The sequence below is a fragment of the Cetobacterium sp. genome (genome assembly GCF_051653945.1).
Lineage (GTDB): Bacteria > Fusobacteriota > Fusobacteriia > Fusobacteriales > Fusobacteriaceae > Cetobacterium_A.
On sequence record NZ_JBOFXD010000120.1, the window covers coordinates 14,315 to 37,801 of the forward strand.

Annotated in this window: 23 protein-coding genes; 14 read left to right on the forward strand and 9 right to left on the reverse strand. The window is 27.5% G+C overall.

What is annotated here, in order from left to right:
- Positions 1 to 106: 106 nt before the first annotated feature.
- Genes ACRC8M_RS13390 through ACRC8M_RS13400 form a run of 3 tightly spaced genes read right to left on the reverse strand, consistent with a single transcriptional unit; the run spans position 107 to position 3,139 of the window.
- A complete protein-coding gene (locus ACRC8M_RS13390) occupies positions 107 to 1,645 on the reverse strand; it encodes a tripartite tricarboxylate transporter permease (protein ID WP_438529593.1) in 1,539 nt (512 codons plus the stop codon).
- Positions 1,646 to 2,101 carry a tripartite tricarboxylate transporter TctB family protein gene (locus ACRC8M_RS13395; RefSeq protein WP_438529594.1) on the reverse strand — a complete coding sequence of 152 codons (456 nt, stop codon included), beginning with the start codon at positions 2,099 to 2,101 and terminating at the stop codon, positions 1,646 to 1,648.
- 21 nt (positions 2,102 to 2,122) lie between these two features.
- Positions 2,123 to 3,139 (reverse strand): hypothetical protein, encoded by a 1,017-nt coding sequence (locus ACRC8M_RS13400; protein WP_438529595.1) that lies wholly within the window; start codon positions 3,137 to 3,139, stop codon positions 2,123 to 2,125.
- A gap of 279 nt (positions 3,140 to 3,418) precedes the next feature.
- Here ACRC8M_RS13400 and ACRC8M_RS13405 point away from each other — a divergent pair, with 279 nt between their 5' ends.
- The 9 genes from ACRC8M_RS13405 to ACRC8M_RS13445 all read left to right on the forward strand — a co-directional run bounded on the left by ACRC8M_RS13405 (position 3,419) and on the right by ACRC8M_RS13445 (position 13,891).
- Complete coding sequence (locus ACRC8M_RS13405) at positions 3,419 to 4,096, forward strand: transaldolase family protein (protein WP_438529596.1); 678 nt, start codon at positions 3,419 to 3,421, stop codon at positions 4,094 to 4,096.
- Positions 4,097 to 4,130: 34 nt separating this feature from the next.
- A complete protein-coding gene (locus tag ACRC8M_RS13410) occupies positions 4,131 to 4,985 on the forward strand; it encodes an NAD(P)-dependent oxidoreductase (protein ID WP_438529597.1) in 855 nt (284 codons plus the stop codon).
- A gap of 9 nt (positions 4,986 to 4,994) precedes the next feature.
- Positions 4,995 to 6,332: a hypothetical protein gene (locus ACRC8M_RS13415; protein ID WP_438529598.1), complete on the forward strand. Its 1,338-nt coding sequence runs from the start codon at positions 4,995 to 4,997 to the stop codon at positions 6,330 to 6,332.
- Positions 6,333 to 6,351: 19 nt separating this feature from the next.
- A complete protein-coding gene (locus ACRC8M_RS13420; protein ID WP_438529599.1) occupies positions 6,352 to 7,023 on the forward strand; it encodes a DUF4867 family protein in 672 nt (223 codons plus the stop codon).
- A gap of 51 nt (positions 7,024 to 7,074) precedes the next feature.
- Positions 7,075 to 8,847 carry a solute:sodium symporter family transporter gene (locus ACRC8M_RS13425; RefSeq protein ID WP_438529600.1) on the forward strand — a complete coding sequence of 591 codons (1,773 nt, stop codon included), beginning with the start codon at positions 7,075 to 7,077 and terminating at the stop codon, positions 8,845 to 8,847.
- 14 nt (positions 8,848 to 8,861) lie between these two features.
- Positions 8,862 to 10,868 carry an alpha-glucosidase gene (locus tag ACRC8M_RS13430; protein ID WP_438529601.1) on the forward strand — a complete coding sequence of 669 codons (2,007 nt, stop codon included), beginning with the start codon at positions 8,862 to 8,864 and terminating at the stop codon, positions 10,866 to 10,868.
- Positions 10,869 to 10,895: 27 nt separating this feature from the next.
- Positions 10,896 to 11,609 (forward strand): sulfite exporter TauE/SafE family protein, encoded by a 714-nt coding sequence (locus tag ACRC8M_RS13435; RefSeq protein WP_438529602.1) that lies wholly within the window; start codon positions 10,896 to 10,898, stop codon positions 11,607 to 11,609.
- A 74-nt stretch (positions 11,610 to 11,683) separates the two neighbouring features.
- Complete coding sequence (locus tag ACRC8M_RS13440; protein ID WP_438529603.1) at positions 11,684 to 12,808, forward strand: ROK family protein; 1,125 nt, start codon at positions 11,684 to 11,686, stop codon at positions 12,806 to 12,808.
- A 33-nt stretch (positions 12,809 to 12,841) separates the two neighbouring features.
- Positions 12,842 to 13,891, forward strand: coding sequence for an aldose epimerase family protein (locus ACRC8M_RS13445; protein WP_438529604.1), 1,050 nt, complete (start codon positions 12,842 to 12,844; stop codon positions 13,889 to 13,891).
- A gap of 677 nt (positions 13,892 to 14,568) precedes the next feature.
- On the opposite strand, the gene ACRC8M_RS13450 is transcribed toward ACRC8M_RS13445, so the two are convergent.
- Positions 14,569 to 14,781 carry a hypothetical protein gene (locus ACRC8M_RS13450; RefSeq protein ID WP_438529605.1) on the reverse strand — a complete coding sequence of 71 codons (213 nt, stop codon included), beginning with the start codon at positions 14,779 to 14,781 and terminating at the stop codon, positions 14,569 to 14,571.
- Between the two features lie 247 nt (positions 14,782 to 15,028).
- On the opposite strand from ACRC8M_RS13450, the gene ACRC8M_RS13455 reads away from it, so the two are divergent.
- The 3 genes from ACRC8M_RS13455 to ACRC8M_RS13465 are packed head-to-tail and all read left to right on the forward strand — an operon-like array spanning position 15,029 to position 18,024.
- Complete coding sequence (locus ACRC8M_RS13455) at positions 15,029 to 15,898, forward strand: carbohydrate ABC transporter permease (protein WP_438529606.1); 870 nt, start codon at positions 15,029 to 15,031, stop codon at positions 15,896 to 15,898.
- A 1-nt stretch (position 15,899) separates the two neighbouring features.
- A complete protein-coding gene (locus ACRC8M_RS13460) occupies positions 15,900 to 16,703 on the forward strand; it encodes a carbohydrate ABC transporter permease (protein WP_438529607.1) in 804 nt (267 codons plus the stop codon).
- A gap of 25 nt (positions 16,704 to 16,728) precedes the next feature.
- Positions 16,729 to 18,024 (forward strand): ABC transporter substrate-binding protein, encoded by a 1,296-nt coding sequence (locus ACRC8M_RS13465; RefSeq protein WP_438529608.1) that lies wholly within the window; start codon positions 16,729 to 16,731, stop codon positions 18,022 to 18,024.
- A gap of 74 nt (positions 18,025 to 18,098) precedes the next feature.
- On the opposite strand, the gene ACRC8M_RS13470 is transcribed toward ACRC8M_RS13465, so the two are convergent.
- Together ACRC8M_RS13470 and ACRC8M_RS13475 are read right to left on the reverse strand one after the other, a co-directional pair.
- Positions 18,099 to 18,767, reverse strand: a complete 669-nt coding sequence (locus ACRC8M_RS13470; protein ID WP_438529609.1) for a hypothetical protein — start codon at positions 18,765 to 18,767, stop codon at positions 18,099 to 18,101.
- Positions 18,768 to 18,774: 7 nt separating this feature from the next.
- Positions 18,775 to 18,939 carry a hypothetical protein gene (locus tag ACRC8M_RS13475; RefSeq protein WP_438529610.1) on the reverse strand — a complete coding sequence of 55 codons (165 nt, stop codon included), beginning with the start codon at positions 18,937 to 18,939 and terminating at the stop codon, positions 18,775 to 18,777.
- Positions 18,940 to 19,095: 156 nt separating this feature from the next.
- On the opposite strand from ACRC8M_RS13475, the gene ACRC8M_RS13480 reads away from it, so the two are divergent.
- Positions 19,096 to 19,911, forward strand: coding sequence for a nitroreductase family protein (locus ACRC8M_RS13480; protein WP_438529611.1), 816 nt, complete (start codon positions 19,096 to 19,098; stop codon positions 19,909 to 19,911).
- A 119-nt stretch (positions 19,912 to 20,030) separates the two neighbouring features.
- Here the strand turns inward: ACRC8M_RS13480 and ACRC8M_RS13485 are convergent, their stop codons facing one another.
- Positions 20,031 to 20,216, reverse strand: a complete 186-nt coding sequence (locus tag ACRC8M_RS13485) for a hypothetical protein (protein ID WP_438529612.1) — start codon at positions 20,214 to 20,216, stop codon at positions 20,031 to 20,033.
- Between the two features lie 146 nt (positions 20,217 to 20,362).
- A complete protein-coding gene (locus tag ACRC8M_RS13490) occupies positions 20,363 to 21,916 on the reverse strand; it encodes an ABC-F family ATP-binding cassette domain-containing protein (RefSeq protein WP_438529613.1) in 1,554 nt (517 codons plus the stop codon).
- A gap of 377 nt (positions 21,917 to 22,293) precedes the next feature.
- Here ACRC8M_RS13490 and ACRC8M_RS13495 point away from each other — a divergent pair, with 377 nt between their 5' ends.
- Positions 22,294 to 22,848, forward strand: coding sequence for a YqaA family protein (locus ACRC8M_RS13495; RefSeq protein ID WP_438529614.1), 555 nt, complete (start codon positions 22,294 to 22,296; stop codon positions 22,846 to 22,848).
- Positions 22,849 to 22,863: 15 nt separating this feature from the next.
- On the opposite strand, the gene ACRC8M_RS13500 is transcribed toward ACRC8M_RS13495, so the two are convergent.
- Positions 22,864 to 23,487: ROK family protein (locus tag ACRC8M_RS13500; RefSeq protein ID WP_438529615.1), on the reverse strand; the 624-nt coding region annotated here is incomplete at its 5' end.

The following is a 23,487-nucleotide window of genomic DNA, read 5'->3' on the forward strand; positions in this document are numbered from 1 at the left end:
TAATACAGGGCAAGTTGCCCGTCAATAAAAAAATATAAAAAAACAAAAAACCGCCATAAAAGTGACGGTTCTTTAAATATAATTTTTTTATTTCTTAATACTTAATTTAGCTAGTTTGAAGTTCCTCACTAACTAAATTTTGATTTTCTAACTCTATTTCCATTTTAGCAATTTTTTTATTAATTTTCACAAAAGAAATAGTAAGAATAGCTGCCAAAATTAAAATTGCTAAAGATATAGGTTTTTTTAAAAAAATTAAAATGTCGTTATTATATATTGTCATACTATTGACAAAATTCCGTTCAATTATAGGAGCGAGAATCATTCCAAGCATTAGTGGAATAGTAGATATATCTAGTAAAACTAAAATATATGTAAATAAAAGAGTTAAAATAACTAAAACAACTTCGTAACTAGATCCGTTTGCAGCGAAAGCACCAGCAAAACAAAATACAAGAATAATAGGACCTAGATAACTGTATTTAACTTGAACTATTTTAGCAACAGATTTAGTAAATAAATTTCCAACTAAATATAGAAGAAGATTAGCTAGTATAACTCCAAATATAATCATATAAACAGTACTTGCTTGCTTAGTAAACATTGTAGGTCCTGGAACGATTCCATGAAGAATAAAAGCTCCTAAAAGTAAGGCAGTAACTCCATCTCCTGGGATTCCAAGAGTTAAGAGTGGAATTAAAGCTGTTCCAACTATAGCATTATTACTAGCTTCAGCAGCAGCGATTCCTTCTAAACTTCCCTTACCAAATTCTTGAGGATTTTTTGAAGTTCTTTTAACTTCATTATAACAAAGGAACTGTGAAACTCCACCACCAACACCAGGCATTACACCTAATATTGAAGAAATCCAAGTAGATTTCCAAATGGCAGGAAGTAGTTTAATTCTTTCTTTATTTGTGATGCCATCATTATCAATTTTAGAAATTTCCATTAACTTACCTTTAGAATTAACATAATCTTTAGATTTTTCCATTATTTGAATAAGAGCAATCATTGCAATCATTGCAGGCATTATAGATAAGCCACCATAAAGTAGCATAGTATCGAAAGTAAATCTTGAAACACCTGTAACAGTATCAAGACCAATTTGAGATATAAAAATTCCAATTAATCCAGAAATTATACCTTTTAAAATATTATCACCACTAACTCCTGCAATTAAAGATAAACCTAAAATAGCTAGAGCAAAATATTCTGTTGATGTAAAAAAAGATACAAACTTAGCAACAGGTTGAGAAGTAAATAGTAATAAAAATGCAGCTATTAATCCTCCAATAACAGAGGCATATAAGGAAACATCTAAAGCTTTTTTAGATTTTCCCTTTTTTGATAGCGGATGACCATCTAAACAAGTAGCTATAGCAGAGTTTGTTCCAGGTGTATTAAGTAAAATAGCACTAATAGAACCCCCGTACATCCCTCCTACATAAACAGATAATAGTGCTATTATAGCTGTTGCACCAGATTTAAAAGAATATGTTAAGGGTAATAATAAAATAATTCCTAATGTAACAGTAAGACCAGGAATACAACCAACAATCATACCTAGAATTAAAGAACCTAAAATAATCATAATGTTTCCAAAACTTAAAACCTCAAATAATCCAGCAAAAATAGCGTCCATTTACATCCCTCCAAATATAGGTAAAGAAATATTGAAGATTCTTGTAAAAAGAAAATAAATACCAATACCAATTATAATTGTAATAATATAAACAAATATTTTTCTTTCTCCAAGAGAAAATATCATTACAGGAAGAATAGTAAAAACAGCAATTAAAAATCCAAGTTTAAGCATTACAATTCCAAATAAAGTCATTATAACTAAGCTAATTAAGCCAGCTTTTTGTGTTTTTATATCATAAAAAAATATCTTTTCTTTTTTTAAAACTAAACTTTGAAAAATTAATCCCATAGAACTAATAAAAATTCCAATTAAAACCATATAAGGGATAAGTCTAGGACTAGGACCTCCATTATCAAAAGCAGGAATTTGAATTTGAGAAGGAAGTATAAGAATTAAAGTCAAACTTAATATCCCAAAAATTAATCCTGTTAGTAAATTAGTACGAATGTTCATTTGAAACCTCCAAGATAGAAATTATTTTCCAGATAAAAGTTTATATGCATTTTCAGCTTTATTATTAGCATCCTCTAATAAAGCTTGAGCATCAGAGCTATAAACTTCAAATTTATTTAACCCAATCTCTTCAATCCAATTAGTATATTCTTCAGTAGCCCAAACAGTTTTACTAATTTCAACAACTTTATTAGTCCATTCTTGATCTGCACCATTTCTAGAGGCTATAAATCCTCCAGCAGGAAGAATTGAAGATGAATAATCTTTATTAGAATCTAAAGCTGGATGTTTATCTTCTACAAGTCCAGGAACAAGAATTTTTCCACTAGGATTTTTAAATCCTGAATATCCTTTTTCAGAAATTGCAAGAATTGGAATAATAGTACCCACTTCAACATCACTCATTCCAGCTTGTGTAGTACCTACAAAAACATCAACTTCACCAGAAGTTAAACCTTGCTTTTGAGCAGCTCCTCCATCATATCCCACAACTGTAACTTTACCGTTTTCTAAAGCTAAAAGAGAACCAAGCGCTAAATGAGGATCCGATAAAGGGTTACCTCCTGACATTTTTAATGTACCTTCTTTTGCTTTGGCTAAAAGATTTTCAACTTTGAAATCAGGTTTAGCATAAACAATCCATGTTCTATCATCAATTGTAGCTAAAGGAAGAATTTTATTAAGATCATATGGAACTTGCTCTGTTCCGTATTTTTTTCCTAAAGTATGTCTATAGGCATTTCCATATCCTAATACAAATAATTCTTTAGATTTAGGATTTATATTCTGATAATAAGCTGATGCTACAAATCCATCTCCACCAGTTTTATTTTCAGCAACAAATTCATATTGAGGAAATTTTTCGCTTGCAATTTTTCCATACTTTCTAGCAATAGCATCAGCAGTACCACCAGCACCGTATGGAACTATAATTTTAACGGTTTCTTTTTTTGTAGAAGTTTCATTACCACAACCAAGTAATCCTAAAAACATAACAGATGATAATAACTTTGTAAATAAAATAGATCTTCTTTTCATTTGTTCCTCCTAAATTTAAATTGATTAATTAGTTAAATTAAATATTTAAAATAATTTAATCTCTATATACTATTAAAAAATAAAAAAGTCAAATTTTTTATTTCTATTTATATCTAAAAACTATATAAAAAAAACTATATGTTCTGTATTAGTTCTAAAAAAATAAAATAATTTAAAAAAATTGTTGACATTTAAAAAATAAAAGAGTATAACATTATCATAAATAAATTAATTAATTTTTTTAACTAATTAAATTAAAAATAAATCGGAGGTTGTGAAATGAAATATTTTTTAGACAGTGCAAAATTAAACGAAATTGAGTATGCTTATGAGAATTATGGGATTGATGGAGTTACAACAAACCCTAGACATATAATGTTAAGTGGAAAACCATTTTTAAAAGTAATTGAAGATTTAGCACAATGGGTAAAAGAAAAAGATATCGTAGGATATGAGAAGTTTCCAATCTCTGTTGAAATAAATCCAAACTTAGCTACATGGCAGGAAATGGTTGAAGAGGGAGAAAAAATTGCTGCATATTCTCCAAATTTTATCATAAAAATACCTTGTATTGAGCAGGGATTGATTGCTGCAAGAAAATTAGAGAAAAAAGGAGTTAGAACTAATGTAACATTAGTATTCTCTCCATCACAAGCAATACCAGTAGGGAAATTAGGAGCTAAATTTGTATCACCTTTTGTAGGATGGAAAGAAAATTCAGGAGAAGATACAGCTCAATACATTCAAGATATTGTAGATATATATTCAATCCATGAATTTGAAACAGAGATTATAGTTGCAGCATTAAGAAATGGAAAGCAAATTGCAGATGCAGCAAAAGCAGGAGCAGATATAGTAACTTGTGGATTAGATGTATATAAAGCAAGTTTTGAGCATCCATTTACAGAATATGGATTAGGAGTATTTAGAAAAGCTTGGGATGAAACAGCAAAGTAAAACTAGTCTTAATCTAAAAAATGGAGGGTATAAAATGAAAATAGGATTTATAGGTCTTGGATTAATGGGAGAGCCAATGAGCTCAAATATTATAAAAAAGTTAGAAAACGAAGTTTTAGTATTTGATATAGATTCTGAAAAAGTTAAAAAAATGGAAACTTTAGGAGCTACTGGCGCTACTTCAATAAAAGAGATTGGAGAAAAAGCAGATGTTGTAATATCTATGGTTCCAAAGAGTGAACATGTTCAAAGTGTTTACAAGCAACTTTTAGAAGTAGCTAGAGAAAATCAGATTTTTATAGATATGAGTACAATTGATCCAAAAGTTTCCATGAATTTAGCAAAGCAGATAAAAGAAAAAGGAGCAACTATGTTGGATGCACCAGTTGTAAAATCTGTACCAGCTGCTGTGGCTGGAGTTTTAGGAATATATGTTGGTGGAGAAGAGGAAACTTACAAATCAGTTAAATTTATTTTAGAATGTATGGGAAACAATATAATACACTTAGGAAATAATGGAAGTGGACTTGTTATGAAACTTTGTCACAACACATTAGTTTCTCAAATTCAAAATGGTGTAAATGAAATGATAACTCTTTCTCAAAAAAATGGAATACCTACAGAGGATTTCATAAAAGCAATATCTTATGGTGGAGGACAAAACTTTTATCTAGATGGAAAAGGAAAAGCTATAATGGACAATAACTTTGCAACTGCATTTTCAGTTGAAAATATGCATAAAGACGTTCATTTAACAGGAAAATTATTAGATGAATTAGGACTTAATTTTCCTGGAGTTAGAATAGTTCAAGGTGTCTACGATGAAGCTATAAACAGAGGATATGGAAAAGAAGACTTTTGTGCAACAATTAAAGTTGTAAGAGATTAAGGGGGAAAAATGTCATTTAAAGTTGCGTATATACCTATTGGAGTACCTACATTTCATTTAGAAAGTGCTCAAGATCAATTTGAAAAATCAGTTAAAATGATTGAAAGTTTAACAAATAGTGGAATTTATCCAGAAGCTCCATTATTATCTATAGATGATTTGAAAAAATATCTACACGGATTAAAACCAGATTTAATAATATTACAAAATACAACTTTTGCAAATTCTGCATATGCAAGCGAAGTATTAAAAAGATTTGATTGTCCTATTTTATTATGGACGTTAAGAGAACCTGTTATAGATGGAGGAAGGCTTAGATTAAACTCTTTAACAGGAGCATATTCAGCAGGAAATCTTTTCCATCATTTAGGAAGAGAGCAATTTGGATATATATTTGGAGGTCCATCAGAAGAGGAAGTTATATCGACAACAAAAGCATATATAGAAGCAGTTAAATTAAAAAAATCTCTGAAAAACCTAAATATGGCAAGTATCGGTCATACACCACAAGGATTTGGATTTGGAAGAGCTTTAGATGCTGAATTATTAAAAAACTTTGGAATAAATCTTCTATCTATTGAAGCGAGAGAATTAATGTCTAAAGCTAGAGAATTTTCAGATGAAGAGATTGAAGCTGTTTTAGAAGAAGCAAAAGAAAAGATGGTAGGACTAATGGAGATACCTGAAAATAACGTTAAAGATTTTGCTAGAATTTATAAGGCTTATAAAGATTTTATTGAATCAAATAATATAAAAGCTCTTGCTTCTAGATGTTGGCCAGATTTTTTTATAGAATTTAAAACTCCAGTGTGTGGAGCTTTAGGACTATTAAATGATAATTTAATTGCTGCAGCTTGTGAATCAGATTTAATGGGAGCTCTATCTATGTACATGGGAATAGAGTTAACTAAAAATGCTGTATTCTTTGGAGATCCTGTATCTCTTGATGAAAATAAAAATACAGTAACATTCTGGCACTGTGGAATGGCAGCTTGCTCTTTAGCAAATAAAAGTAAAGGAGCAGAAACAGGAGTTCATCCAAATAGAAAGATTGGGCCTACAATGGAGTTTGGTTGTAAGGGAGCTGATATAGTAACAATATTTAGAGTTGGAAGAAAACCAAATGGTGAGTTTAGATTCTTTATAGCTTCAGGAGAAGCTTTAGATGAACCAAAACAATTTTTAGGAGCTTCTGTTGTTGTAAAAACAGATTCAAAAGCTCTTGAATTAGTCAAGAGAAGTGTAAAAGATGGTTGGGAACCTCACTTTGTAGTTATTTATGGCGATGTAGCAAAAGAGTTAGAAGTTTTAGGAGAGATTCTAGAGTTAGAAGTTTATAAATATTAAATATAAATTGGAGGGTATAATGCTTAATAAATTAAATCAATTAAATAATTTAGAAATTTTATCTTGTTCTAGTGAAGAGTTTGAAAGATATGGTAAGATAATATCAGGGTATGATTTTAATGAATTATTGCAATATGCTGAAAAGAATACAAATATTCCTCCAAATGGTAATATATATGTTGGTTCTGTAGATGATATGGAGGGGATTGCCCCTCTATTTTCATTTTTAAAGAACAACTTTTATGGAGGAATGGATGTTCAAATAGGATATTGTAATGGAAATAATTCATTTTTAAATGGATTAGAATATCATAAATCTAGCGAAATAAATATAGCAGTAACAGATTTAGTATTACTTCTTGCTAAAACAACAGAGATTCAAAATAATGAAGTAAATAGCTCTTTAGTAAAAGCATTTTTTTTACCAAAAGGGTCTGCAGTGGAGCTATATCAGACAACAATGCATTTTGCACCATGTAAGGTAACAAATGATGGATTTAAATGTATTGTAATTTTACCTAAAGAAACAAATACAGAAATCTCTCTAGAAGAAAGAGAGATTTTAACTGAAGAGGACAAATATCTTTTTAAAAGAAATAAATGGCTACTTGTTCATGGGGATAAGCAAGATTTAATAGCCAAAGGAGCTTTTCATGGAATTTCAGGGGAAAATATAGAAGTAAAGTTCTAATAATGGGTGTGTTAAAAAATAAAAAATTAAATAGATTTAAGGAGGAATCAAATGGGGTTAACAATAGTATCTTTTTTATTCTTCACGGTTTTGGTTGCAGTAATTTCTTGGTGGAAAACAAAAAGTGAAAAACTAGATACAGCTGATGGATATTTTTTAGCTGGAAGAGGTTTATCAGGAATGGTTATAGCAGGTTCAATGCTTTTAACAAATATATCGGCTGAGCAAATGGTTGGACTTAGTGGACAAGCTTATTCAAGAGGTATTAGTGGAATGGCTTGGGAAACAACTGCTGCTATAGCTACAATAGCACTAGCTATGTTTTTTTTACCAAACTATTTAAAAAGAGGTTTTACGACAATGCCTCAATTTTTAGAAGAAAGATATGATTCTGGAACAAGAAAGCTTGTATCTATTTTATTGCTTGTGGGGTATGTTTTAATATCAACACCAGCAGCTTTATATGCAGGAGCAGTTGCATTTAATCAAGTTTTTAATCTTACAAATCTTCTGGGAGTTACTTACGTACAGTCTATTTGGATTTTAGTTTGGGTTATTGGAATAATAGGAAGTATTTATGCAATATTTGGTGGATTAAAAGCAGTTGCAGTTTCTGATACAATAAATGGTATTGGATTGATTGTTGGAGGTTTAGCTGTTCCATTCTTTGGTTTACTTCACCTTGGGGAAGGGAAGTTAATGCACGGATTAAATCAAGTTATTAGCACGCATACAGAAAAATTAAATGCTATAGGAACTGCCTCTGATCCTGTACCTTTTGGAACTCTATTTACTGGAATGATTTTTGCCAATCTATTTTACTGGTGTACAAACCAGGTTTTAATTCAAAGAACTTTGGGAGCAGTTAATTTAAAAGAAGGACAAAAAGGGGTTTTAATATCTGGATTTATGAAAGTTTTAATTCCACTAATTGTTAGTTTTCCTGGTGTTATAGCTTACCATATATTTAAAGGTCAATTAGCAATGGGAGATGCAGCGTATCCTGCATTAGTTTCATTAGTTTTACCAAAATATCTGACTGGATTTTATTGCGCAGTAATATTTGGAGCTGTTTTAAGTACGTATAACTCTCTATTAAATAGTGCTGCGACACTATTCTGTTTTGATATTTATAAACCAGTTCTTAATCCAAATGTTACTGATGAAAATTTAATAAAAGTTGCCAAAATAGTGGCTACATTTTTAGCTATATTTAGTATGTTTGTAGCACCACTTACAATGTATGCTGAAGGTGGATTATTTGAAGTTATGAGAAGATTTACTGGATTTTTTAATATACCAACAATTGCTATTGTTTTAATAGGGTTTTTCTCAAAAAAAGTAACAGCACTTTCTGCTAAAATAGCTGTTATAGGTCATATAGTTTTGTATACACTGTTAATCTTTGTTTTGAAGGTTAAAATTAATTATATTCATATTATGGGAATATTATTTGTAATAGATGCTTTGATAATGTTTACTATTTCAGCTATAAAGCCTGGAAAAATTTATAAGGCTAAGCAATTAAAACCTGCTGTGGATATGAAACCTTGGAAAAGATTTCCAGAAGTTGCAACACTTCTTCTTGGATTAATGGTATTTACATATATTTTATTATCTCCGCTTGGAATTGTTTCTGTAGAAAAAGAGATCGGTGGTATAGTAGGACCGAAATTTAAGTATTCTATGGTTGCTTTAGTTTTAGGAATGGCTACTATTTATTCAATGTTTAAAAGAGCAATTGGAGTAGTTCATGTTAAGGCAGAACAAGAAGAGATAAGAATAGCTGATGAAAATAAAATTTTACAAGTTAGTATAGATTAAATACGGAGGTAAAAATGATACTAAAAATTAATGAAAATAGTTTTATTATTTCAATAGATGGGATAGAGGTTATAAAGCATAGTAAAGAGAGTCCTTTTATTTTTATTGGAAAAGGGGAAGCTAATTATGATATGTATAGAGGAAATTTTAAAATAACTGATTATTTAGAAGAAAGAGTGCCATTAAAAATTTTTGAAGTGGTAAAAAATGAAAAAGATAGTTTTGAGATAAATTTATTTGATTACAATCAGTTAAAATTAACTTTGATAGGTAAAAAAGAAAATGGACAAGGAAAAATATATTTTGAATCTAAAGATGAAATCGATAATAGAATCTGGATTAGAGTGTTAGCTGAAGAGGATGAAAAAGTATATGGATGTGGAGAACAATTAAGTTACTTTAATCTAAGAGGAAAAAACTTTCCGTTATGGACATCAGAACCAGGTGTCGGAAGAAATAAAAATACTTATACAACTTGGCAAGCGGATGTAAAAGATAAAGCTGGTGGAGATTATTATAATACAAACTATCCAGAGCCAACTTATATTTCAACAAGAAAATATTATTGCCACTTAGAAAGTACAGCTTATTTAGATTTTGATTTTAGAAATAAAAAATTTCATGAGCTACAATGTTGGAATATACCAGAGTTTATTCTATTTGAAACTGGAAAAACTTATTTAGAAATTCAGGAAAAGTTGACACATTGTTTTGGAAGACAACCAAATCTTCCAGAGTGGATTTATAATGGTGTTATTCTTGGACTGCAAGGTGGAACAGAAGTAGTTTTAGATAAATTAAATAAAGCTTTAGATGCAGGAATTAAAGTTTCAGGTGTTTGGTGTCAAGACTGGCAAGGAAAAAGAATAACTTCTTTTGGAAAAAGACTAAATTGGAATTGGAAATGGTCACCTGAAGAGTACCCAAATCTAGATGTAGAAATTAAAAAGTTAAAAGAAAAAGGGATTAAATTTTTAGGGTATATAAATCCATATGTAATAGAGGGATATGATTTATATGAAGAAGCAAAGGAAAAAGGCTATTTAGCTACAAAACTAGATGGAAGTGATTATACAGTAGACTTTGGAGAATTTTATTGTGGAGTAGTTGATTTTACAAATCCAAAAGCTTGTGAATGGTATAAAAATGTAATAAAAACTAATCTAATTGATTTTGGACTTGATGGTTGGATGGCTGATTTTGGAGAATATCTCCCAACAGATTGTAAATTGAGTAATGGTTTAAGTGCGGAGGTTATGCATAATGCTTGGCCAGCTATGTGGGCTAAAATAAATTATGAGGCTGTTAAAGAAGCTGGAAAGTTAGAGGAGATAGTTTATTTTATGAGAGCTGGATTTACAGGTACTCAAAAATACTGTACTCTGATTTGGGCAGGAGATCAAAGTGTAGACTTTTCATTAGACGATGGATTAGCATCTGTTATTCCAGCAGCTCTTTCTGTAGGAATGACAGGAAATGGATTATCTCATAGTGATATTGGAGGATATACGTCTTTACATGGAAATAAAAGAAATAGAGAATTATTATTGAGATGGACTGAAATGGCAGCCTTTACTCCAGTTATGAGAACTCATGAAGGAAATAGACCAAATGATAACTATCAATATGATGGAGATATTGGGGCAATGAAATTTTTTGCAAGAATGACTGATATATATGCCAGTCTTAAACCATATATGAAAACTTTAGTTGAAGAAAATAGTAAATTTGGAATTCCAGTACAAAGACCAATCTTCTTCCACTATGAAAAGGATTTAAAAAGTTATGATATAAAATATCAATACCTTTTAGGAGAGGATCTTTTAGTTGCTCCAGTTCATCAAGAACATATGGATAAATGGGCAGTTTATCTTCCTCAAGATAACTGGGTACATTTATGGACAGGACAAGAATATAAAGGAGGAGATATTGAAGTTTCCTCAAAACTTGGATATCCACCTGTTTTTTATAGAAAAAATAGTAAATGGAAATCTTTATTCGAAGAAATTGGTGCTAAATAAATTTAATAAAAAGATGAGGAGGAGACAATGCTAAAGGATATTGTATTCTTAGCGGTAGTTTTCCTTACAAATATAATCCAGGGGATAACAGGCTTTGCGGGAACAGTTCTTGCAATGCCCCCTGGTATTTTTTTACAAGGAATTGATACTGCAAAAATGGTTTTAAATATTTTAGGAATACTAGCTTCTTTATGGATTGTGCTTATATCGTATAAAGATATAAATTGGAATGAAGTAAAGAAAATTTTATTTTTTATGGTAATTGGAACAGTTTTAGGAATGAAATTATTTACATTATTACCATTAGGGTTTCTATTAAAAATATATGCTATATTCATAATTTTGATGGCTTTAAAAGGAATTTTTATGAAAGAAGAAGTAAAAACTCCAGAGTGGATTCTAGTAGGTGTAATTCTTTTAGCAGGGGTAATCCACGGAATGTTTGTTTCTGGTGGACCATTAATAATGATTTATGTAGCTAAAAAATTGAAGTTAAAAAGTAGTTTTAGAGCAACCTTAGCTATTGTGTGGATAGTTTTAAATAGTTACTTAGCTTTTTCTCATTATAATCAAGGAATATTTACGCCAGAAAATATAAGATTGTTATATTTAAGCATTCCACCGTTTGCTTTAGGAATGATAGTTGGAAATATATTACACTATAAAATGTCGCAGGCTAGTTTTTTAAAACTATCGTATATTTTGTTATCTATATCTGGTATGGCACTTATAGTTAAATAATTGACAAAATTAAATTAGTAAAGTATGATTGAAAATATAGTCAAATTTTAAAGTATTGTAAAGGAGAGAATATGATGACAGGAATGAATATGGAAAATTTAAAAAACAATAATAAAATAGCAATACTCTCCTATTTAAATAAAAATGGAGAAAGTTCTAGAAAAAAAATAGCTGAAGGGTTAAAATTAACAACAGCAACTCTTACAATTTTAACAAATGAGCTTATAGAAGAAGGTGTTATAATTGAATTGGGAGCTTTAACAGAGGGAAAAGTAGGCAGAAAACAAATATTAATTGATATAGATAAAAATTCAAAATTTGCTATAGGAATTGAAATTTCTAGAAATAATGTTTATTATAATTTAATAAATTTAAAGGCTGATATAGTTGAAAGTAAAGTTTGGAAATATGATAATAAACTTCAAGAAAACCAATTAAAGGAAATTTTAGACGATATATACAAATCAACTAAAACTAGAAAAGATATGATTCTAGGAGTAGGAATAAGTATCTATGGTGGATTGGATGAAGAAGATAATTGGAAGATTGGAATTTTTGATATAAAAAAAATTACTGAAAAAAAATTAAAATTTCCAACATATATTCAAAATAATATTAGAGCTTTAGCTCTTACAGAACAATATTTAAATAGAGATGAAAAAGATTTCTGGTTAGTTAAGTACGGTCCTGGGGTGGGAGCAGCAATAATAATGAATGGAAAATTAGTAGAAGGGAATAAAAGGTTAGCTGGTGATATAGGGCATATACCTTTTGAAAAAAATGGTGAAGTTTGCCATATATGTGGTCAAATTGGATGTTTAGAGTCAAAAGTTAATTTTGAGAAAATACTAAAAGATTTTGAACAAAGTTTAGTATTAAATAATCCTATATTACCTAATGAGAAAGATTATGAATATATATTAAGATTATCTAAAATACAAAATAATAAAGAGTTAGAAAAGATATTAGAAAAATTGGGTAAAGCTATAACTATTGGAGCTAGCATATTAGATTCAAATAAGATAATATTAGCAGGTGATATTCTTAAGGATGAAAAAGTTTTTAATATCTTAGAAAAACATATTTTTGAAAATAGCATATTTTTAAGAAAAGAAAATATAACTTTTATGGAAGATTATGTTGAAAAAAGGAAAAAAGCTCCTGGAATATTGGTTTTAAAAAACTTTTATAATTGTTAGTAATATTTTTATTCTAAAAAGAAAAGAGGAAGTATGAAAATAATTAAGACAAAATTTGGAGAAACAAGAGATAAAGAGGAAGTATATGTCTATAAATTATTTGGGAAAAATATAGAAGTTGAAGTTTTAAATTACGGTTGTATAATTAAGAGTATTTTTACTCCAGATAAAAATGGAAATTTTAAAAATATAGTAGCGTCTTTTAATGACTTTGAAAGTTATGAAAATTGTCCTGTGTTTGTAGGATGTATTACAGGAAGAGTTGCAGGAAGAATAAAAAAAGGGATTTTAAAAATAAAAGAAGATGTCTATCAATTAGAAGCTAATGAGGGAAAAAATCACCTTCACGGAGGACGAAATTCGTTAAATAAAAAAGTATGGAAAGTATTTAATATTGAAGAAAAACAAGATTTAATAAAAATAACATTTAATTATGTTAGTCCTCATTTAGAAAATAATTACCCAGGAAAAATAGATTTATATGTAACTTATATAGTAAGTAATGATACTTTAAAGATAGAGTATTCAGGTTTTTCTGATAGAGAAACTTATATAAATTTAACAAATCATACATTTTTTAATTTAAGTGGAGACTGTAGTCAGCAAATATTAGATCATAAAATAAAAGTAATGGCTGATAAAGTCATTAAAATAGATAACGAAAAATTACCAATAAAGATAGAAGATATTAATAAAACAAATTTTGATTTAAAAAATTTTATATCTTTTAGAGAATTATTATCTATTGAAGATAAGCAACTAGAATATGCAGGGAATGGATTAGATCACAGCTTTATTTTAAATGAATCTGAAAAAATAAAGTGTATTTGTCAAGAGATAGAATCTGGAAGATATATAGCAGTAGAAACTGATCAACCTGTTGTTGTTATATATACGGGTAATTCAATAAGAGAAAATATAGTTTTCTATAATAATATTAAAGCAATTAAACATTTTGGGTTTTGTTTAGAAACTCAAGATTATCCAGATATACAAAATATACATAAAGAAAGTATGAAGTTGTATAATAAAAATAATCCATACATTCAAAATACTACATTTAAATTTGGAATAATAAGATGAAATAAAAAAAGAGTGAAGTTTATAAAAATTTAAAGGAAAGAGGTATCAAAATAATATCTATTGGTAGTGTACCAAATTTAGTGTAAATTTATTTTTTAGCTATCAAATTTTAAATGTTCAAATAGGCTATCTTAGATTAAGTACTTTAAAGGTCCTTGTTGCTAAGATAGCTTTTTCATTTCAAATATTTTTCCAATTATCTATTTCTTCAAAAACTCTATCAGTAATTCTACTAATTTATGATGCTGAAAATGTTAATCCATAAATCTCCTCAAGATGAGCATTAATATTAGAAATATCTCTAGGAATATCAACTTAAACTTTTATTAACTTGCTTAGAATTATATCCGTTTCTATTGTTAGTAATATTAGTGCTTGATTCTCTATCATATTTATTATAACTAATAGATTTGTCAAATTCAGCTTACATAAAGATATTAACCATATCTTTAAACATACTTTTCATAAAATCTTGAGCGTCATCAGCAGATTTAATTTTATTTTGTTCAATTAATTGTTTAATGAGTATGATTTTTGAATTAAAAAATTGTGAAATAGTTAGAATTCACTGAAGCTTTTGGGCTTTCTTATTTATAATCATTTTTTCAGCTTCAGTGTTCAAACTAAAAGACTTATTTAATTTAAAAGTGTGTGCTGTTTTTAAGTATAATATATTTTTATATTAAATTTTTATTAGACATACCATCGAACTCTTTTAAAATTTCAAATTGAAATTTTAAAAATTCTTCTCTTTTTTCATTGATATCTTGAATTTTAGATATAATTTCAAATTTTTTCATATAATATTCAATTCTTTTATTGAAGAAGTCATTTTCTAAAAACCATTCTAGTAAATCTATTTTTCTTTGTTCGTCATTGTATTGTTCCATTTTATTCCCCTTGATTAAAAAGTTTAAACAAAACTAAAGTATACTTTTTGTATTTTTTGAAGTTTATGTATATGAATATTATATAGAAATTATGTTTAATTTTCTATTTGTAATTTAAAATAAATTTTTTTATTAAAAATTATTTAAGAGAGTAAGATCAATTAATAGATGAAATTATACATAACTTTTACATAAAATTTATAATGAATTAACATACATAGTGTAAAGTATTATATGAGGAGGGATTATGAAAAAAGAACAAAAATTAACAGGAATTTTATTTTCAATACCATCATTAATAATATTGATAACATTTTATATTTTTCCATTAATGAAAACGATTTTATATTCATTATCATTCACTGATGCAAAAGGACAAATAGTCGAATTTGCTGGAATTGAAAATTTTTACGAACTATTTACAGATTCGACATTTCATGAAAGTATTTTAGTAACTTTAAAATTTTCATTTATAACTGTTGTATTTAGTATGATAATATCTTTATTTTTAGCGATAATATGCAATGAAAAATTAAAGGGGATAAAGTTATTTCGAATTATTTTTTCATCAAGTATGGGTGTATCAGTATCTGCAAGTTCAAGTATAGTTTTATTTTTATTTCATCCAAGTGTTGGATTGATAAATGATATTTTAAATTTATTTGGCATTTTACCAATAAATTGGTTTACAAGTTCAACTTATGCAATTTGGGCAATTTCTTTTGCTACAATCTGGATGAATATAGGATTTGGTTTTTTAGTTTTAACTGCAGGATTACAAAATATAAGTCAAGAAATAGATGAAAGCTGTGAAGTAGATGGAGTAGATTATTTTACAAAACTTTTCAAAGTAACAATTCCATTATTAAGTCCGAGCTTATTTTATTTATTAATAACAACAACATTAAAAGCTTTTCAAAGTTTTGGTCAAGTAGATATGTTAACTGGCGGAGGACCTGCAAATTCAACTAACTTTATAGTTTATAGTATATATAAAACAGCATTTAGTAACTATAGATTTGATTATGCTAGTGCTCAAGGATTATTTTTACTTCTATTAATTACAATTATAATGGTGATTAAATTTAAATTGGAAAGGAAGGTGCACTATCAATAATATGAAAAAAAATTTTATGTATACATTGCTTATTATTTCAGGGGTTGTAGTATTTTTTCCAATAATTTATTCTCTAATAGCAAGTTTTATGACAACTAAAGATATTATGAGTGGAAAACTTTTTCCATCAAAAATAAACTTTATAAATTATAGAGAGTTACTTGAGAATATTCCAATATTTCAGTTTTTCTTAAATAGTTTAATAACATCGGTAGTTGCAATGATTTTTCAAGTTATTATATGTAGCTTAACAGCGTACGCTTTGGTTTTTGTTGAGTTTAAAGAGAAAAAATTAGTTTTTTTACTAGTGATGTGCTCAATATTTATACCATGGGAAGCAATATTTGTTCCAAATTATTTTATAATTTTAAAAATGAAATTATTAAATACAAAATTAGGAATTATATTACCATTTTTAGCAAATGGATTAGGAATATTTTTAATGGTTCAACAATTTAAAACATTGAATAAATCTTTAATAGAAGCCGCTAAAATTGATGGATGTAGCCATGGATTTATATATTTAAAAATAGTTTTACCTTTATCGAAGGGGATTTTAAGTACTTGGGGAATTTATTCATTTTTAAATATTTGGAATATGTATTTGTGGCCATTAATGATATCTACAAGACCAGAATCACGAACCATTCAAATTGGATTAAAAATGATAAAATCAGAAGAAGGAACAAATTTTGGAGTTTTGATGGCAGCTGTTGTTATAGTAATAATACCATCTTTAGTGGTTTTATTTTTAGGTCAAAGTCAACTTCAAAAAGGAATGACATCTGGAGCAGTAAAAGAGTAATTAAAAAAAATAACGAGGAGGAGAAATGAATTTAAAGAATTTAATAGCACTTGGATTAACATTTTCAACAGTTATATTTGCAAAAGAGAAGGTTGTATTTTGGCATTCAATGAGTGGACAGCTTCAAAATAGTTTGAATAAAATAGTTATGGATTATAATAAGTCACAAAATAGTATTGAAATAGAGGCAATTTATCAAGGATCTTATGAAGAAACAATAGCTAAATTTAAAGCTATTTCAGGAACAAAAGAGGCACCTACTTTAATTCAAATGAATGATATTTCAACAGCTTTTATGTATAAAAGTGGAGCTATAACTCCAATTGAGAAGTTTATAAAAGAAGATAGTTTTGATGTAAATAATTTAGAAGACGCTTTATTAAATTACTATAGAATTGGTGGTGAGTTATATTCAATGCCATTTAACTCATCAACGGCAATATTAATTTATAATAAAGATGCTTTCAAAGAGGTGGGGTTAGATCCAAATAATCCTCCTAAAAGTTATTCAGAATATGCTGAATATTCTAAAAAGTTAACAAAGAAAAGTAGTAATGGTTCAGTTGAAAGATATGGTTCAGCTATGATTATGTATGGGTGGTTTATAGAACAATTTTTAGCTAATGACAATAAATTATATGTAAACAAAGAAAATGGAAGAATGGGAGAAATTCCAACAGAAGTTACTTATAAAAAAGATTTGCCTCAAATTTTAGAATGGTTAAGAAATATGTATAAAGAGGATTCTGCAACATCTTATGGAAGAGAATGGGATTCCACTAGAACAGCTTTTGCATCTGGGAAAGTTGCAATGTATTTAGACTCTTCTGCTGGAATAAAAGGTGTTATTAATAATTCAAGCTTTGAAGTTGGAACAGGATTTATTCCAAATGCGAGTGGAGATTTTAATGGAAGTGTTGTTGGTGGAGCATCTCTTTGGATAACAAATTCATCAGATAATGTTATACAAAAAGCTGCATGGGATTTTGTAAAGTATGCAACATCTAAAGAGGTTCAAGCATATTGGTCAATTAATACAGGATATTACCCTGTTAATAAGGGGTCTTATGAAACTATCGAGATGAAAGAGAATATGGAAAAATATCCACAATTTAAAACCGCAGTAGCTGAAATTAAAGAAACTAAACCATCTTTAACTACTCAAGGAGCTATTTTAGGTGTATTCCCAGAAGTAAGAGAGAAAATGGTTGAAGCAATGGAAGTTAACTATGAGGGAAAAACTTCTATTGATAAAATAGTTGAAAAAGTTGTAATTGATTCAGATAAAATAATTCAAAGATATAATAGAATAAATAAATAAATTATTTTCAAAAAAATCTCTACCTTAAGTAGAGATTTTTGTTTTTAATTGAAATAGATATAGGAATAATTTTGCTAAAATTCATTTAAAAATGATTTATTATTAAAGATGAAATCTCGTATGACAATAGATGTTTTAGGATGTTTTAGCATTTTTTGAAATATTTGTATATTAAGTTTAATATTATTTAAACTACTTATATTTAAATTGTTATTGAATTTAATTCCGTAATATTTTGATATTTCAAGAAGCTTTGGCCACCTGTTTCTACCATGAGAATTTTTTATTCCTACAGTACTAACATTTGTTAGCATAGTACAGAATTGAACTTTAGTTCCTAAATTTAATAAATTGTTATAAAGTTTAGTATTATACGAAACAAAATGTATTGTGTCTTTAGAAAAATTTGCAAGCTCTTGTAGATTATTAGTATTTTTAAGTTCTTCTAAATAAATTATTTCTCCTGTCTTTAAATTAAATCCAATCTTAATAGCACTGATATAAAGAATATCTGAATTTATATCTATGTTATTATTTAAAGAAAAAAATATTATTTTTTTATAATTTTTAAAAAGCTCTAACTCTTCTTGTTTTGTAGAAGATGAAATTTTACTAGTTACTTTTACTGATGGTGATATAGTTTTTTGACTATCTTGAGTTTTAATATTTGATTTAAATTTTGAATTTTTTATACGAAAGAAAACTACTACTATAATAATGGTTATAAAAATAATATATAACATTATAATTTTAAACTCTAGTTAGCTTTAATTTTATTAAGCTATCTGTAGAATTTTCAAAGTTTATAGATTTTAATTTAAAATCCAATGCTTCTAATTTTGGTAGTAGTTCTTTCGTTATTTTTTCACATAGTTCACTTTCTGATAAATGTTTTCTCTTATTTAAGTTGTTCAAATAAATCCCTCCCGAAAAAAATTATATATGTATATTTTATACTAATTTGTAGAAAAAATGAAGTTAAAATTTAAAAAAAATTATAGAGGAAGTATTAGAAAAATAGGATATAATTTAATTAGAGAGAAATATAATTATGAAAGGGGAGTTTAAAAAATGTTTAAAGTCAATAGTGAATTATGTATAGGGTGTGGAATGTGTGTAAAAGATTGTTTTGTTAGAGATATTGAATTAGTTGGAGGAAAAGCTTTAATAAAAAATATAACTTGCTTTAAGTGTGGACATTGTATAGCAGTGTGTCCAGTAGCAGCAGTATATACAGATGAATATAATATGGATGATGTAGTTGAATATAGTAAAGAAAAATTTACTATTGAACCAGATAATCTTTTAAATTTTATAAAATTTGAAAGAACAGTAAGGCAATTTAAAGAAAAAGATGTAGAAAATGAAAAACTTTTAAAAATAATAGAAGCTGGGAGATTTACACAAACAGCTGGTAATGCACAAAATGTAAATTATATAGTAGTAAAAGAACAAATTCAAGAAGTTAAAAAAATAACTTTAGAAGTTTTAAAAAGTTTAGGAGAACATGTTTTAGAGAATTCAGCAAATCTATTATATAAGAGATATGCTAAAATGTGGATAAAAATGTATAATGATTTTATATCTAATCCTTTAGGAATAGATAATTTATTTTTTAAGGCACCAGCCTTAATAATAGTTACTTCAGAACACCCTTTAAATGCAGGATTAGCTTCAGCTAATATGAAGCTTATGATTGATGCCTTAGGATTAGGAACTGTCTTTAGTGGGTTTTTTACAAGAGCCTGTGAGGCTAACTCTAAAATAAAAGATTTTTTAGGAGTTGAAGAGAACCAAATTGTAGTTTCATGTATGGTTATTGGGTATCCAAATGTAAAATATTTAAGAAGCGTTCCGAGAAAAGTTCCAAATATTATTTGGAAATAAAAGATGTAAAAAAATATTAACTTAGATTAGCTGTAATTGAAGCAACCTAAGTTTAGGAAGTTTGTTTAAAAAAGTCCATTGAATAGATTAAATATTCAATGGACTTTTTTTTATGAGTATTAATTATTTGAGTAAATAAACATTGTTCCAGTAGCTGAAACAGGTTTAAAATTTGTTTTCATAGTATTAGTATCTTGCGAAGTATATTTCATTAAAGTTCCAGTAGCAGGAACTAATAAATTTTTTTCAGTAGAATAAGCTATTAAAGATAGAAGTACTATTGAAGTTATTATCAATAATTTCATGAATTTCCTCCTTTTATAAAATTGTAATTATTACAAATTTAAATTAATTATAAACTAATAATTGAAAAATTGCAAGATATTTTTAATTTTTTAAATAAAAAAACTGCTAATAAAAAATGATTAGCAGTTTCAAAATTAAATTCATATTAAATTATTTTTGTTGTCCAATCTTCAACATTCCAGATTTCAGTAGCAACATCCATATAAAATTCAGGTTCATGGCTTACCATTAATACTGTTCCATTAAACTCTTTTATTGCTCTTTTTAATTCTTCTTTTGCATCTACATCTAAGTGATTTGTAGGCTCATCTAGAATCAAAAAGTTAATTTCACGGTTCATAATTTTAGCAAGTCTGACTTTTGCATTTTCTCCCCCAGATAAAACACGCATCTGACTTGTAATATGGTCTGTAGTAAGACCACATCTAGCAAGAGCAGCTCTAACTTCAGCGTTAGTTAATCCAGGAAACTCATTCCAAAATTCATCTAAAGCAGTTGTAGAAGAGCTTTCTTCTTCTTGTTTAAAATAACCAATTTCTAAGAATTGTCCATGCTCAATCTCTCCAGATAAAGATTTGATTCTTTTTAAAATTGTATTTAAAAGTGTAGATTTACCTAAACCATTAACACCTTTTATAGCAATTTTTTGATTACGTTCTATTGTAAAATTAAGTGGTTTTGTTAAAGGTTCATTATATCCAATAACAAGATCTTTTACAGTAATAATCTCTCTTGATGGTGTACGAGCAGTTTTAAATCCAAAAATTGGTTTTGGTTTTTCTCTAGCAATTTCGATAATTTCCATACGATCTAATTTCTTTTGTCTATCTTTAGCTAGGTTTGTTGTAGCAACTCTAGCTTTATTTCTAGCTATAAAATCTTCTAGATGGGCAATTTCTTTTTGCTGCTTCTTATAAGCTGCTTCTATTTGTCTTTTTTTCAGTTCATACATCTCTCTAAAATAATAGTAATCACCAGTATATCTAGTTAAAACTGCATTTTCAATATGATAGATAACATTTGTAACTTCATTTAAAAATGGAATATCGTGTGAAACTAAAATAAAAGCATTTTCATAGCTTTTTAAGAAATTTTTTAACCAAGTTATATGATCTTCATCTAGGAAGTTTGTAGGCTCATCTAAAATTAGAATCATAGGATTTTCTAGTAAAACTTTAGCTAAAAGTATTTTAGCTCTTTGTCCTCCAGAAAGTTCTGATACATCTTTTTCCAATCCAATATCAAGTAAACCTAGTCCTGAGGCATACTCTTCAATTTTAGAATCTAAATTGTAGAAATCTGCTCCCTCAAGAATACTTTGAATTTCTCCAACTTCTTCTAAAATTGAGTCCATTTCTTCAGGAGTACAATCTCCCATTTTTGTATAGAGATCCATAATATCTTGCTCTAATTTGAACATATTAGCAAAAGCAGATTTTAAAATATCTCTAATTGTTTTTCCTTTTTCTAAAGTACTATACTGATCAAGATACCCTGTAGTGATATGATTACACCAAGAAACTTGTCCTTCATCAGGCATAAGTTTACCAGTAATAATATTTAAAAATGTAGATTTTCCTTCTCCGTTAGCTCCTACCAATCCAACGTGTTCACCTTTTAAAAGTCTGAAAGAGGCATTTTCTAAAATAACTCTAGAACCAAATCCATGACTTACGTTTTTAACATCTAAAATACTCATAAAATTTAACTCCTAATATATTTAATTAATATTTTTTTACGATACGCAATGCTCTAATTTTATCATGATTTTCAAATAAATGATATATACTTTTTTACAAGAGTTCAAGAAAGACTAGAAAACTTGTATTAATATAAAAAAATGTTGAAATTTATATTCACTTAATTACGAGTGAGGTTTATTTTACATTAAAATATATTGGAACTCAAGGAGCTGAAATAGATTTAACGCCTAATTTTAACATTATCAATAACAGGCTGACTTTAATTATTAAAGGTAGTTAAATTTTACGGGAATCTTTAGAGGCTTTATCTTAATTTATTTACTATTTTATTCTTTAATGGTACAATTTAAAAAAAATTCTTAAAGGATAGTTTATGTTTGAAATATTAAAAGAGTTTGGGATTTACGGAATAGCAGTAGCGGGATTATTAGAAGCAACAATATTACCTATTCCTATGGAAACGATATCCATACCATTGTATCTTTCTTCAAGAGACAAAGTGGCGTATTTATTAGTAGTTTTATTAATTTTCTCTACTTTAGGAAGTATAATTGGTTATTTATTTTGGAGAAAAATTAGTGGACCGATTAAAAGTAGGTATTTAAAAGCAGAGATGTTTATTAAAATAAAAAAAATGTATGAAAAAAATGCTTTATTAGCATTATTGACATCTGCATTTACACCGATACCTTTTGAAGGATATATTTTAGTAGCAGGGATTCTTGAAATAGAATTTAAAACATTTTTATTAGGAGTAATTTTTAGTAGAATTTTAAGGCATTTTCCTCAAGGAATATTAATCTATTTTTATGGAGAAAAAGTAACAAAGGATGTAGGGCCTTATAGTATTATAATTATAATATCCATCGTTTTAATCATTCTCATAAAAAGTTTAATCGGTAAAAAAATAAAAAAAGGCAATATTTAAAATAATATTGCCTTTTTAAAATAGTTCATCAATAAAAGGAAGCATAGCAGCACCTAAGTAAATCCCCTTCTCTTGTAAATTCGAAAATTCAATTGTATCTTTTCCCCTGAAAAAAATATTATTGCTATAAATTTTTTCTAATAATTCACTTTTAAAATTTTCTTTGTATTTTGATAAATTTCCTGAGATAATTATTTTTTCAGGATTATATAAAAATATAATATTTTTGATCCCAATAGCTAAATATTCGATATATTCATTAAAGAGATTAGAATAGTTTTCATTTATCAAATAGTCATTTTTAAATATATCTTTTATTTTAATTATATTGTTATCTAACTTATTAAAATTTTCTAAAAGGGCAGCCTCTGAGGCATATTTTCCCCAACAACCTCTATTTCCACACTCACATAAAATCCCTTGAAAATTTATGCTCATATGATTAACCCTCGAAGCTTTGAACGAAAAATTTCCATAGTCATCTTCTTCAGTAAAAGTAGACATATTCAAAATATCTCCAATATTTAAAACAATAAAATTTGGGAATTCTTTTCCTAAACCTAAAAATTTTTCACTTATAGCACATAAATTTGCTTCATTATCAATTAAAATTTTTTTATTATATTTTTTAGATAAATT